This window comes from Kitasatospora sp. NPDC059577, assembly GCF_042735475.1.
In the GTDB taxonomy this organism is placed as follows: domain Bacteria; phylum Actinomycetota; class Actinomycetes; order Streptomycetales; family Streptomycetaceae; genus Kitasatospora.
In genome coordinates, this window is the sequence record NZ_JBHWBZ010000083.1 from 1 (window position 1) to 12,640 (window position 12,640).

Genomic DNA, 12,640 nt, shown 5'->3' on the forward strand with positions numbered 1-12,640 from the left:
CCCGGGCCGCCCCGCCGAGTCACCCTCCGGTAGACGCCCGATCTGTCAACGGGGTTTAGGCGAGCGCCGTCGACATCAAGACCTACCAGGTGCTGCGCACGCTCGCCGGGCGGGTGCGGCAGGTGGTCGACCCCGCGCGGCTGCCCGGGGCACTGTGCGCGACGGTCGCCGAGGAGCTTCGGCTGCCCGGGGTCGCCCTCGCCGTCACCACCCGGGCCGGGCGGCGCACCCTGGCCACCGCCGGACGGCTGGACGGGCGCAGCCAGGACTTCGCACTGGTCCACAACGGTCTGCCGATCGGCGAGCTGACCGTCGGCCTGCGCGCGGGCGAGGAGCGGCTGGAGGCCAGCGACATCGACATCCTGCGCTCGCTCGCCGACCAGGCCTCCCCGGCCGTGGCCTCACTGCGGCTCCAGGAGGACCTGCAGGCCAGCCGGGAGCAGATCGTCGCCGCGCGGGAGGAGGAGCGGCGGTGGCTGCGGCGCGACATCCACGACGGGCTCGGACCGGCACTGGCCGGACTGCGGCTGCGGGTGGACAACGCCGCCACGTCGGCGGACGACGGGCTCTCGGACACGCTGCGCGGGGTCTCGGACGGCCTGGGGATGACGATCAAGGACGTCCGCCGGATCACCGACCGGCTCGGGCCCGCGCCGCTCGGCGAGTTCGGACTGGACCGGGCGGTCCGGCAGTTGGCGGACACCTTCAGCGGCACGGGACTGACCGTGACGGCGGAGCTGTCGCCGGAGCCGCTGCCGGCGCTTCCGGCGGCGGTGGAGGTCGCGGCGTACCGCATCACGGCGGAGGCGCTCAACAACGTGCTGAGGCACGCGCGGGCGCGGACGGTGCTGGTGACGCTGCGGGTGGACGACCAGGCGCTGACGCTGACGGTGCGGGACGACGGGGTGGGGTACCGGCCGGACGGGGACTCCCCGGTGGACGGCGGCGGGGTGGGGCTGCGGTCGATGGCGGACCGGGCGGCGGAGATCGGCGGCCACTGCTCGATCCGGACGCTGCCGTCGGACCGGGGCACCCAGGTGCTGGCGGTGCTGCCGCGCTCGGCGACGACGGACCGGTGACGGACCGGACGGCGAGCGGCGAACGGCAGTGGGCAGTCGGCGGTCCGGTCCGGTCCGGTTCACGGCAGATACAGGACAGCGAACGACGAACAACACACGACGAACAGCTGACAGATTTCGAAATCTGTCAGCTGTTCGTTGTCATTCGTCGACTGGGATCAGCCGTCAGGGACGGTCAGCCACCGGGGATCGGCGGCGTCGCACAGGTGCCGGGCTGGCAGCCGATGCCGCCTCCGCCGTCCGGTGTCGGGGTCGGGGTCGGGCGCGGTCCGGGGGACAGCGCGTTGCTGCCGCCGGACGCCGGGGCCGAGGACGAGCAGGCATGGCGCACAGCCGTGGCCGCCGCGATCACGCCCGCCAGGACGCCGGCCGCACAGATCGCCGTGGTGAGCGGGTTCGTTGACATGAGGTGGCACTCCTTGATCTTCCAAGAGACCGATCGAGGTCGATCGCCCGGTCTCAACTCTGCGGACGGACGCGCCCCGAGCGCATGGGCTTGGTGTCCCATTCCGGTCCCGACTCGGCGCCGGGGGCGCCGATCCGGCCCAGCACGAAGGTCACCGGTTCGCGCGATCCGGCCCGGAGGCCGTACCGCTCCTTCGCCCTGACGTAGACCAGGTCGCCGGCCCGCACGGGCACCTCGCCGAGTTCGCCGAGGAAGGCCCCGGCCCCGGACAGGACCAGCAGGAAGGCGTCGGCCGCGCGGTCCTCGTACGGCCCGCAGAGGCCGCCGGGGTCGAGGTCCACGACACCCACGTCGACCTGCCGCCAGGTCTTGGCGGACTCCGGGCCCGAGCGCTGGGCCGGGATGGCTCCCCGGGAGGGGGTGGGACGGACGGTGAGCACGGTGGTCGGCGCTCCCCGGACGGCGGTGAGCCGGCAACTGCTGCCGGGCCGGTGGTGCATCGCGTCGCCCGGGGAGAGGATCCGGCCGGCCGCGAACAGTCGACCGGACAGCACCACGGTCACCGACTCGGCCGACTCGTAGGGGAGTTGGTCGACCCGCACGCCGGGCGGCAAGGTCTCGACGGTCAGCCCGGCGCGGACGGCGGGCCGCTGGTCCGGGTCGATCAGCCGCCGGAGGACGGGCGCGGTGCGGGGGACGGCCGCTGGTACGACGATCACGAGAGGTCTCCTCGAACAGGGACTGGCAGGGCCGGTCGGAGACGGACGGGTGGGTCAGGGCCGGTCCCGGCGGGCCGCGCGGCGCCGGGCCAGGGCAGCGCGGGTGCCGGCGGTGTGCCGGGGGACGGCGAGGGTCAGGCAGAGCAGTTCGGCGCCGAGCGGCCCGGCTTCGAGCTGCAGCGTGCGGCCCCGACGGGCCAGCAGCAGATCGCCTTCGGAGGCGAGGTGGTCCGGCTCGTCGGTGAGCCGGCCGACCACGGCGGCGCCGCGCAACACGTGCAGGACGGTCTCGGCATCGGGCCGCCCGGTCAGCTCGTGGTGGGCACCTGGGCTCAGCCGCAGGTGGTCGAAGGCCTCGCAGGCGCTGGCGAGCATCGGGCGCCGGGCCAGGGAGCGGATCCGGACGCGTTCGCCGTTCGGGCCGAGGACGACCATGGCGGCGCCGGTGTCGGTGGTGACGATCATGCGGGTTCATCTCCGCTCGAAGGGGTGCGGACGTCGGCGGGGACGGTCAGGACGGCGTGGAAGTACTCCATCCCGGCGGTGCCGGCGGTGAGGACGGTCCGGGTGCCGAGCGGGAGGACCACGGCGGTGCCCTCGACGAGGGGGATGCCGCGGTCGCGCGGCCCGTCGTCACGGTCGTCCGGCGAGGCGTCGCGCCGCAGTGCGTTCCCGGGAGGTTCGGCGAGTCCGGAGCCGGCGGTGACGTAGAGCGCGTGCTCGACGCCGTCGGCGGCCACCTCGGTGCTGCGGCCCGGTTCGAGCCGTTGCAGGCCGACGCCGCGCAGCGGTCCCGCGAGCATGCGGCCGGGGTCGACGGCGCCGCGTCGGCGCAGGTCGGTGATGACGGTGCCCGGCATGTCGGGCGCTCCTTCCGGTCGCCGGCGGGCCCTGCGGTCCGCCTCTGCGATCCACGGTCCGGCGCCCGCTGTCCCGGCCGCACGGGGGTTGCGTCCCGTCCCGTTCCCGACGTGATCCCGGCTCGTTCCCGACGTGATCCCGGCCCGCGCCGGGCCCGATCCCGGTCGCTTCCCGGCCCGATCCCACGCGTTGCCCGACCCGATCCCGGCCCGGTCCCGACCGGACCCCGGCCCGGCCCAGGTCGGCCCTCGCCGACCCCGGGCCCGGGCCCTCCCGGCCCCCGGAACGACGTACGGTGGAACCGGAGGCCGTGTCATGCACGTCACCGGATCCCACTTCACCCACTTCACCGACCGCACCGACGCCGGCCGGCGGCTGGCCGCACGCCTCGGGGGCTTCGGCGGCCCCGGCACCGTCGTCGTGGCGCTGCCGAGGGGCGGGGTGCCGGTGGCCGCCGAGGTGGCCGCCGCGCTCGGGGCGCCGCTGGACATCTGCGTGATCCGCAAGCTCGGCGTGCCGTACCAGCCCGAGCTGGGCATGGGGGCGATCGGCGAGGACGGCGTCCGGGTGCTGAACGAGCAGGTCATCCGGCTCGCCTCGGTCACCGATGACCAACTGGCGGGGGTGGAGCGGCGCGAGCGCGCCGAGCTGGAGCGGCGGGCCCGCCGGTACCGGGGCGACCGCCCGCCCGCGGACGTGCGCGGGCGCACGGTCGTCGTGGTGGACGACGGCATCGCCACCGGGTCCACCGCCCGGGCGGCCTGCCGGATCGTCCGGGCGCGGGGCGCGGCCCGGGTGGTGCTCGCCGTACCGGTGGCGCCCGTGGACTGGACCGACCGCCTGGAGGAGGTCGCCGACGAGCTGGTCTGCGTCGACACGCCGTCCCCGTTCTTCGCGATCGGCGAGTTCTACGCCGACTTCTCGCAGACCGAGGACGAGGAGGTGCTGCGGCTGCTCGCCGAGGCCCGCGCGCGGGAGCGGGACGGGGCCGGGGACGGGATCGATGAGGGCGGGGAGCGGGCCGGCGGCGAGGAGAGCGGGGACGAGTCCGGGGACGGGGTCGACCGCGAGCTGGTACTGCCCGCAGCCGGGGCCGGCCTCGCGGGCCGGCTGACCGTCCCGGCGGGCGCGTGCGGCGTCGTGGTCTTCGCGCACGGCAGCGGCAGCGGGCGGCGCAGTCCGCGCAACCGCCACGTCGCCGACCGGCTGAACCGGGCCGGGCTGGCCACGCTGCTGTTCGATCTGCTCACCGAGACGGAGGAATCGGACCGGCGGAACGTGTTCGACGTCGGGCTGCTGGGCTCCCGGCTGACCGCCGTCGCCCGGGGGCTGGGTGCCGGGAACGGCACCGGGGACGCCCTCGTGCCCGAGACCCGGGGCCTGCCGCTCGGCCTGTTCGGCGCCAGCACCGGCGCCGCCGCCGCGCTGCACACCGCCGCCGAACTGGGCCCGGCCGTGCGCGCCGTGGTCTCCAGGGGCGGCCGCCCGGACCTCGCCGGGGCGGAGGCACTGGGCCGGGTCAGCGCGCCGACGCTGCTCGTGGTCGGCTCCCTGGACACCACGGTCCTCGACCTCAACCGGCGGGCCGGAAGCCGGCTGCGCTGCGAGAGTGAACTGGTGGTGGTGCCGCGCGCGACCCACCTGTTCGAGGAGCCCGGAGCCCTCGACGAGGTCGCTGAGCTGGCCCGGAACTGGTTCCTGCGACACCTCGCCGGGCGCCGGTCCGACGCCCGGAACCCCTGAACGACCCGTGAACACCGATTGCGCAGACTTCGTGCATCACCCCGGATCGGCAGCACATTTTGCGCAGTACGAGCTGGGAAAATCTGTTCAGCTTGTACACATTGAGCAGTGAAAAACCGACCTGTTGCCCAACCACCCCGACAGGAGCAAGCTCTCCGCAACCGCACCGCCCACCCATCCGCGGTGTGGCCGCGATCCAGCGGAAGCCTCAAAGCCGAGGCCCGAAGTGGAGGAACGACCGATGACCACGCAGTCCCACGCCCTTGAGCTGACCCCCGAGGAGCGCGAGGCCGGTCTTGACGCCGACCAGCTGCGCCGCCTCGTCGGCCTCGTCGAGCACGACGCGGCCGCCGACCCGTTCCCGGTCACGGCCCAGGACGCGGTCGTCTTCGTCGTCGGCAACGCCACCCAGACGGCCCAGTTCTACCAGGTCGTGTTCGGCATGGAGCTGGTCGCCTACTCCGGTCCGGAGACCGGCCGCCGCGACCGCAAGGCGTACGTGCTCCGCTCCGGCTCCTGCCGCTTCGTGATCAAGGGCGGCGTCCAGCCGGGCAGCGCCCTGCTGGACCACCACCGCCGCCACGGCGACGGCGTCGTCGACCTCGCCCTGGAGGTTCCGGACGTCGACAAGTGCATCGAGCACGCCCGCGCGTCCGGCGCCACCGTCCTGGAGGAGCCGAACGACGTCTCGGACGAGAACGGCACCGTGCGCCGCGCGGCCATCGCCACCTACGGCGAGACCCGGCACACCCTGATCGACCGCTCCCGCTACCACGGCCCCTACCTGCCGGGCTACGTCGTCGCCGAGAGCAAGGTGAAGCACCCGGAGGGCTCGCCCAAGCGCCTCTTCCAGGCCCTCGACCACGCCGTCGGCAACGTCGAGCTGGGCCGGATGGACGAGTGGGTGTCGTTCTACAACCGCGTCATGGGCTTCGTGAACATGGCCGAGTTCGTCGGCGACGACATCGCCACCGAGTACTCCGCGCTGATGTCCAAGGTCGTCGCCAGCGGCAACCACCGGGTGAAGTTCCCGCTCAACGAGCCGGCCATCGCCAAGAAGAAGTCCCAGATCGACGAGTACCTGGAGTTCTACACCGGCCCCGGCTGCCAGCACATGGCGCTCGCCACCAACGACATCCTCACCACCGTGGACGTGCTGCGTGCGCGCGGCGTGGAGTTCCTCAACACCCCCGACGCGTACTACGACGACCCGGAGCTGCGCGAGCGGATCGGCAAGGTCCGGGTGCCGATCGAGGAGCTGAAGAAGCGCGGCATCCTGGTCGACCGCGACGAGGACGGCTACCTGCTGCAGATCTTCACCAAGCCGATCGGCGACCGCCCGACCGTCTTCTACGAGTTCATCGAGCGCCACGGTTCGCTGGGCTTCGGCAAGGGCAACTTCAAGGCGCTCTTCGAGTCCATCGAGCGCGAGCAGGACCGACGCGGCAACCTGTGAGCGTCGGAGAGCTCTGACGAACGGTCGAGGAGGACCACGGAGATGGCGTACTACCGGCAGCTGGGCAGCATCCCGCCCAAGCGGCACACCCAGCACCGCACTCCCGAAGGCGGCTTGTACTACGAGGAGTTGATGGGCGAGGAGGGGTTCTCCTCGGACTCCTCGCTGCTCTACCACCGGGGCATCCCCTCGGCCGTCGTCAACGCGGTGCCGTGGGAGCTCCCGGACCAGTCCACGGTGCCCAACCATCCGCTGCTCCCCCGTCACCTCAAGCTGCACGACCTGTTCGCGGCCCAGGAGTGGAAGTCCGCGGACGTCGTGAGCAGCCGTCGGCTGGTCCTCGGCAACGGCGACGTGCGGATCTCGTACGTCGCCGCCGGGGCCCCCAGCGAGCTGTACCGCAACGGACTCGGCGACGAGTGCGTGTACGTGGAGTCCGGCTCGGGCACGGTCGAGACGGTGTTCGGCTCGATCGAGGTCGGCCAGGGCGACTACGTCATCATCCCGCGCGCCACCACCCACCGCTGGGTGCCCGCCGGTGACGAGCCGCTGCGCGCGTACTGCATCGAGGCGAACAGCCACATCACCCCGGTCAAGCGCTACCTCTCCAAGTACGGCCAGCTGCTGGAGCACGCGCCGTACTGCGAGCGGGACTTCCGCGGGCCGGTCGGCCCGCTGGTGGTCGACGCCCCCGGGGACGTCGACGTGCTGGTCAAGCACCGCGGCCCGCACGGGGTCTCGGGCACCCGCTACACCGTGCCGCACCACCCCTTCGACGTGGTCGGCTGGGACGGCTGCCTGTACCCGTACGCCTTCAACATCCGGGACTTCGAGCCGATCACCGGCCGGATCCACCAGCCGCCGCCGGCGCACCAGGTGTTCGAGGGCAACAACTTCGTGATCTGCAACTTCGTCCCGCGCAAGGTGGACTACCACCCGCTGTCGATCCCGGTGCCCTACTACCACGCCAACGTGGACAGCGACGAGGTCATGTTCTACTGCGGCGGCGACTACGCGGCGCGCAAGGGCTCGGGCATCGGCCAGGGGTCGATCTCGCTGCACCCCGGCGGGCACACCCACGGGCCGCAGCCGGGCGCGTACGAGCGCAGCATCGGCGCGGAGTTCTTCGACGAGCTCGCCGTCATGGTGGACACCTTCCGCCCGCTGGAGCTCGGCGAGGGCGGCCGGGCGAGCGAGGACGACAACTACGCCTGGACCTGGGCCGGTCGGGGGCCCGGGCGATGAACGGCCTGCCTCCGGGGGGTGCCATCCCCGAGCTGTTCCACGGGCTCTTCGACGACGCGGCGGTGTTCCCGCCGGGGAACCTGCCGGTCGCCGAGGCGGTACCCGCGCACCGCGTCCACCGCGCGGCCTGGTACGCCGAGGCGGTCGGCCCGCTCCTCTGCGGGGCGGGCCGGCTGGGCGAGCTGGCCGCGGCGGTGGCCGCCGGCCCGGCGGTGACGGCCGCCGCGGGCGGTTCCGCGGGGGCGGGCGGTCCGGCGGGGGCGGGCGTCGCGCCGCTCAGGGTCGGGCTGGTGCTGCCGGGGGGCAGCGCCGAGCTCGCCGGGGCGCTCGCCGCCGCCGCGCCGTTCGGACTGGCCGGCGTCGAACTGGCCACCCGGGACGCCGCCGAGGCGGTCGCCGCACTGGACCGGCTGCTGCCGCCGAACGTCCCGGCCGCCGTCGAACTCCCGCGCGAACTCCTGCGCGGGGACGACCTGGACGCCGTCCTGGACGTGCTGGTGGACAGCCCGTACCGGGCGAAGTTCCGCACCGGCGGCCTGGTCGCCGAGGCCTTCCCGGACGAGGCGGAGCTGGCCGCCTTCCTGACCGGCTGCGCGCAGCGCGGACTGCCGTACAAGTGCACGGCGGGACTGCACAACGCCGTCCGGCACACCGACCCGGAGACCGGGTTCGAGCACCACGGCTTCCTGAACGTGCTGCTGGCCGCGCAGGAGACCGACCCGGCCGCAGCCGTAGCGGTGCTGGCGGAGCGCGACGGCGAAGCCCTGGCCAAGGCGGTGCACACACTGACGGATCGTCAGGTTACCGTGATCCGCAACTCGTTCACCGCCTTCGGCACCTGCAGCATCGCCGAGCCCCTGGGCGACCTGGCCGCGCTCGGCCTGCTCTCGTCGCCCACTCCACCGCACCAGGAGGACCGTTGACCACCCCCCGCAGCTGGCTCGCCAGCGCCCAGGACTCGCCGTTCGGCGTGCACAACCTGCCGTACGGCGTCTTCACCGCCGCCGACCAGCCCGGTCGGCGCCGGATCGGCGTGCGCGTCGGGGACTTCGTGCTGGACGCCGGGGCGGCCGCCCGCGCGGCCGGCGCGCCCTCGGCACTGCTGGAGGCGGACTCGCTCAACCCGCTGATGGCGGCGGGGCGTCCGGTCTGGACCCGGGTGCGGGCGGACCTCACCGGGTGGCTCACCGACGAGTCCTTCCGCGAGGCGCTGTCGCCGGCGCTGCTGCCGGTGGACGAGGTCGAACTGCACCTGCCGTTCCAGGTCGCCGACTACGTCGACTTCTACGCCTCCGAGCACCACGCCACCAACCTCGGCCGGATCTTCCGCCCCGGCTCGGAGCCGCTCACGCCCAACTGGAAGCACCTGCCGATCGGTTACCACGGACGGGCGGGCACCGTCGTGGTCTCCGGCACGCCGGTGGTGCGGCCGCACGGGCAGCGCAAGGCGCCCGCCGACCCGGCGCCCACCTTCGGACCCTCGCGCCGCCTGGACATCGAGGCCGAGGTCGGCTTCGTCGTCGGCGCGCCCTCGGAACTGGGCCGGCCGGTCACGCTGGACGACTTCCGCGAGCACGTGTTCGGCGTCTGCCTGCTCAACGACTGGTCGGCGCGCGACATCCAGGCCTGGGAGTACGTGCCGCTCGGCCCGTTCCTCGGCAAGTCCTTCGCGACCTCGATCTCGCCGTGGATCGTCCCGCTGGACGCACTGCAGCACGCCCGGGTCACGCCGCCGGCACGCGACGTCGAGCCGCTGGCGTACCTGGACGACCGGGGCGGCGAGCCGTGGGGCCTGGACCTGGCGATGGAGGTCCGGCTGAACGGGCACCTGGTCTCCCGCCCGCCGTTCGCCGGGATGTACTGGACGGCGCAGCAGCAGCTGACCCACATGACCGTCAACGGCGCCTCGCTGCGCACCGGCGACCTGTTCGCCTCCGGGACGGTCAGCGGGCCGGAGCCGGAGACCCGGGGTGCGTTGATCGAGCTGACCTGGAACGGCGAGGAGCCGCTGAAGCTCCCGGACGGCACCACCCGCACCTTCCTGGACGACGGCGACGAGGTCGTCATCACCGCCACCGCGCCCGGGGCGGACGGCACCGTGGTCGGGTTCGGCGAGGTGACCGGGCGGGTCCGCGGCTGACGACGGGCGCCCTCCGGACGCGTGGCAACGCCCCGCAGGGACGGGTGACCCGGGATCGGGGGCGACCCGTCGCGGTTTCCCATGACAGCTGACAGCTGACAGATTTCATCATCTGTCAGCTGTCAGTCGTTTTCGGGGGCCGCCCCGCGCCCACCGGGGCCCACCCCCTAAAGGCCCGCGCCGCCCGTGGCGTCGATGACCCGCCCGGTCACCCAGCGCGCGTCGTCGGAGGCGAGGAAGGCGACGACGTCCGCGACGTCCTCCGGCTGACCGACCCGGCCGAGCGCGGCGACCGAGGCCGCGTGGGCCTGCGCCGCCGGGTTGCCGCGCAGCCAGCCGGCGTTGACGTCGGTGTCCACGATGCCGGGCGCGACCGAGTTCACGGTGATCCCGCGCGGGCCCAGCTGCTTGGCGAGGTTGAGGGTGAAGGTGTCCAGTGCCCCCTTGGTCGCGCCGTAGGCGATGATCTCGGGCATCGCCAGCCGGGCGGCGCCGCTGGAGATGTTGATGATCCGGCCGCCGTCGCGCAGCCGCTCCAGCCCGTGCCGCACCACGAAGAACGGCGCGCGGACGTTGACGGCGAACACCTCGTCGAACGCCTCCTCGGTCAGCGCGTCGAGCGCCGAGCTGCGCCCGATCCCGGCGTTGTTGACGATGACGTCCACCCCGCCGTCCGGCGCGTGCGCCCCGATCGCGGCGTCGAAGGCCTCCCACAGCGCGGCCGCGTCACCGTGCCGGCCGAGTTCGGCCCGCAGCGCGAAGGCGCGGCCGCCGTCCGCGCGGATGCCGGCCACCACCTCGTCCGCCGCCGCCCCGTCGCGGGCGTAACCGACGGCGACGGTGGCGCCGTCCCTCCCGAGCCGGCGGGCGATGGCCCGGCCGATCCCCCGACTGCCGCCCGTGACCAGCGCCGTCTTGCCGTCGAGCCTGTTCGCGCCCATGGCGGATCTCCCTCCGGTCGCACACCCTGAATTGTTGAGCGATCGCTCAAGAAAAACGCTAACACACACTTCTTGAGCGAGTGCTCTAAAATTCGGTGCATGACCGAGGCACCCCAAGCCCCCCGCACCAGGCGCGGCCGCCCACCGGCCTTCGACCGCACCGAAGCCCTGGCCGCCGCCACCCTGCTGTTCTGGGAGCGCGGCTACGAGGCCACCTCCGTCACCGACCTGACCACCGCCATGGGCATCCGCCCGGGCAGCCTGTACGCCGCGTTCGGCGACAAGCGGTCGCTGTTCGAGGAGGTCGTCCGCCGGTACGGCCTGTCCCCCGTCGGCGCGTTCGCGAGCGTCGCGCTCACCGAGGAGAGCACCGCGTACGGCGCCTTCGCCCGCATCCTGCGCGAGGCCGCCGCCGTCTATCCCGACCCGTCCCACCCGGCCGGCTGCCTGGTGATCTCGGCCGCCACCAACGTCTCCGCGCAGGACGCCGGGGTCCAGGCCCACCTGCGCGAACTGCGCAACGGCAACATGCGGCTCTTCGAGGCACGCCTCCACCGGGCCCGGGAGGAGGGCGAACTGCCGCCCGGGGCCGACCCGAAAGCCCTGGCGGGCTACCTCGCCGCCGTCCTCCAGGGCATGTCGCAGCAGGCCAGGGACGGCGCCACCGCCGACGACCTGGCCCGCACCGCCGAACTCGCCCTGCGCGCCTGGCCGTGACCCGCCGCACCCGCCTCCACTCCGGCACTCCGGCGGCGCTCGCGGGCGCGGCCCCCGTTCCGGCCCGGTGATCACAACTCCGCACCGCCCCCGGTACGGTGGACGGCGGCAGCGGACAACGGGGGACGGCGGACGTCGCGCGACGGCGGACGCGGACCTCACGAAGGGGACGGGAGCGGGCCCGATGAGCGCAGAGGTGGCGGAGGTCCAGGCATTCCTGGACGGCGGGGTCGGACGGATCGTGCTGAACCGGCCGCGGGCGCTCAACTCACTGACCCACGGCATGATCACCGCCGTGCGCGCGACCCTGGACGAGTGGGCCACGGACGACCGGGTGCGCGTCGTCGTCCTCACCGGCGCGGGCGAGCGCGGACTCTGCGCGGGGGCCGACATCCGCGCGATGCACGACGACGCCAAGGCCGGCGGGGCCGGCACCCGGGCGTTCTTCCGTGACGAGTACCGGCTGAACGCCCTGATCGCCCGCTACCCGAAGCCGTACGTCGCGGTGATGGACGGCATCACGATGGGCGGCGGCGTCGGCCTGTCCGCCCACGGCGCGGTCCGGATCGTCACCGAGCGCTCCACCGTCGCGATGCCCGAGACCCGGATCGGGCTCGTCCCGGACGTCGGCGGCAGCCGCCTGCTCGCCCACGCCCCGGGCGAGTTGGGCATCCACCTCGGGCTCACCTCGGCCTCGATGGGCCCGGGCGACGCACTGCTGTGCGGGTTCGCGGACCACTTCGTGCCCTCGGCGCGGATCCCGGAGCTCCTCGACGCCCTCGCCCGCGGCGCCGACCCGGCCGAGCCGGCCGCGTCGGCCACCGGCCCCACCACCGCCGACGTCGACGCCGTCGTCGCCGCCCACGCCGAGCCCGCACCGGCCGCCGCCCTGGCCGAGCAGCGCACCTGGATCGACGCCTGCTACGCGGCCGACACCGCCGAGGAGATCGTCGAGCACCTGCTGAACTCCGGCGTCCCGAAGGCGAAGGAAGCCGTCGAGCTGATCCTCGCCAACTCCCCCACCGCCGTGAAGGCCGCCCTGGCCGCGCTGCGCCGGGCCCGTACGCTCCCCTCCCTGGAGGCCGTGCTCGACCAGGAGTACCGCGTCTCCTGCGCCGCACTGGACGGCCACGACCTGGTCGAGGGCATCCGCGCCCAGGTCATCGACAAGGACCGCAACCCCCGCTGGGAGCCCGCCACGCTCGCCGGGGTGACGGCGGTCGACGTCGCCCGCTTCCTCGCCCTGCGCGAGGGCGACGAGCTGGGCTTGGCCTGACACCCCGGGGCGGGCGTTCCACCGCCCGACCGTGCGGCCACGACGCCGGTCCCGGCC

The 12,640-nt window shown here is 73.9% G+C and carries 13 protein-coding genes; 8 read left to right on the plus strand and 5 right to left on the minus strand.

The annotated features are described in order from the left end of the window. Positions 1-89 precede the first annotated feature (89 nt). Complete coding sequence (locus tag ACFV0O_RS38030; RefSeq protein ID WP_380348857.1) at positions 90-1,079, plus strand: sensor histidine kinase; 990 nt, start codon at positions 90-92, stop codon at positions 1,077-1,079. Positions 1,080-1,254: 175 nt separating this feature from the next. Here ACFV0O_RS38030 and ACFV0O_RS38035 read toward each other — a convergent pair whose 3' ends face one another. From ACFV0O_RS38035 to ACFV0O_RS38050, 4 genes are read right to left on the minus strand one after another with little or no spacing between them, the layout of a single operon-like run. After that, positions 1,255-1,485, minus strand: a complete 231-nt coding sequence (locus ACFV0O_RS38035; protein ID WP_380348859.1) for a hypothetical protein — start codon at positions 1,483-1,485, stop codon at positions 1,255-1,257. A 53-nt stretch (positions 1,486-1,538) separates the two neighbouring features. Next, positions 1,539-2,204 carry a cupin domain-containing protein gene (locus ACFV0O_RS38040; RefSeq protein ID WP_380348861.1) on the minus strand — a complete coding sequence of 222 codons (666 nt, stop codon included), beginning with the start codon at positions 2,202-2,204 and terminating at the stop codon, positions 1,539-1,541. Positions 2,205-2,258: 54 nt separating this feature from the next. Beyond that, complete coding sequence (locus ACFV0O_RS38045) at positions 2,259-2,669, minus strand: hypothetical protein (protein ID WP_360251265.1); 411 nt, start codon at positions 2,667-2,669, stop codon at positions 2,259-2,261. Beyond that, positions 2,666-3,064, minus strand: coding sequence for a hypothetical protein (locus ACFV0O_RS38050; protein WP_380348863.1), 399 nt, complete (start codon positions 3,062-3,064; stop codon positions 2,666-2,668). Before ACFV0O_RS38050 ends, ACFV0O_RS38045 begins: the two co-directional genes overlap by 4 nt. 316 nt (positions 3,065-3,380) lie before the next feature. On the opposite strand from ACFV0O_RS38050, the gene ACFV0O_RS38055 reads away from it, so the two are divergent. From ACFV0O_RS38055 to fahA, 5 genes are all read left to right on the plus strand, one after another. Then, positions 3,381-4,808, plus strand: a complete 1,428-nt coding sequence (locus ACFV0O_RS38055) for a phosphoribosyltransferase family protein (protein ID WP_380348865.1) — start codon at positions 3,381-3,383, stop codon at positions 4,806-4,808. Positions 4,809-5,049: 241 nt separating this feature from the next. Further along, complete coding sequence (hppD, locus tag ACFV0O_RS38060) at positions 5,050-6,264, plus strand: 4-hydroxyphenylpyruvate dioxygenase (protein ID WP_380348867.1); 1,215 nt, start codon at positions 5,050-5,052, stop codon at positions 6,262-6,264. Positions 6,265-6,306: 42 nt separating this feature from the next. Beyond that, positions 6,307-7,509 (plus strand): homogentisate 1,2-dioxygenase, encoded by a 1,203-nt coding sequence (locus tag ACFV0O_RS38065; protein ID WP_380348869.1) that lies wholly within the window; start codon positions 6,307-6,309, stop codon positions 7,507-7,509. Beyond that, positions 7,506-8,432 (plus strand): hypothetical protein, encoded by a 927-nt coding sequence (locus tag ACFV0O_RS38070; protein WP_380348871.1) that lies wholly within the window; start codon positions 7,506-7,508, stop codon positions 8,430-8,432. Before ACFV0O_RS38065 ends, ACFV0O_RS38070 begins: the two co-directional genes overlap by 4 nt. Continuing rightward, complete coding sequence (fahA, locus tag ACFV0O_RS38075) at positions 8,429-9,649, plus strand: fumarylacetoacetase (RefSeq protein WP_380348873.1); 1,221 nt, start codon at positions 8,429-8,431, stop codon at positions 9,647-9,649. Before ACFV0O_RS38070 ends, fahA begins: the two co-directional genes overlap by 4 nt. Before the next feature lie 167 nt (positions 9,650-9,816). Here fahA and ACFV0O_RS38080 read toward each other — a convergent pair whose 3' ends face one another. Then, positions 9,817-10,590, minus strand: a complete 774-nt coding sequence (locus tag ACFV0O_RS38080; protein WP_380348875.1) for an SDR family oxidoreductase — start codon at positions 10,588-10,590, stop codon at positions 9,817-9,819. 99 nt (positions 10,591-10,689) lie between these two features. Between ACFV0O_RS38080 and ACFV0O_RS38085 the strand changes: the two genes are divergently transcribed. Continuing rightward, positions 10,690-11,307 (plus strand): TetR/AcrR family transcriptional regulator, encoded by a 618-nt coding sequence (locus tag ACFV0O_RS38085; RefSeq protein ID WP_380348877.1) that lies wholly within the window; start codon positions 10,690-10,692, stop codon positions 11,305-11,307. Between the two features lie 184 nt (positions 11,308-11,491). Then, positions 11,492-12,583: an enoyl-CoA hydratase/isomerase family protein gene (locus ACFV0O_RS38090; protein WP_380348879.1), complete on the plus strand. Its 1,092-nt coding sequence runs from the start codon at positions 11,492-11,494 to the stop codon at positions 12,581-12,583. Positions 12,584-12,640 lie beyond the last annotated feature (57 nt).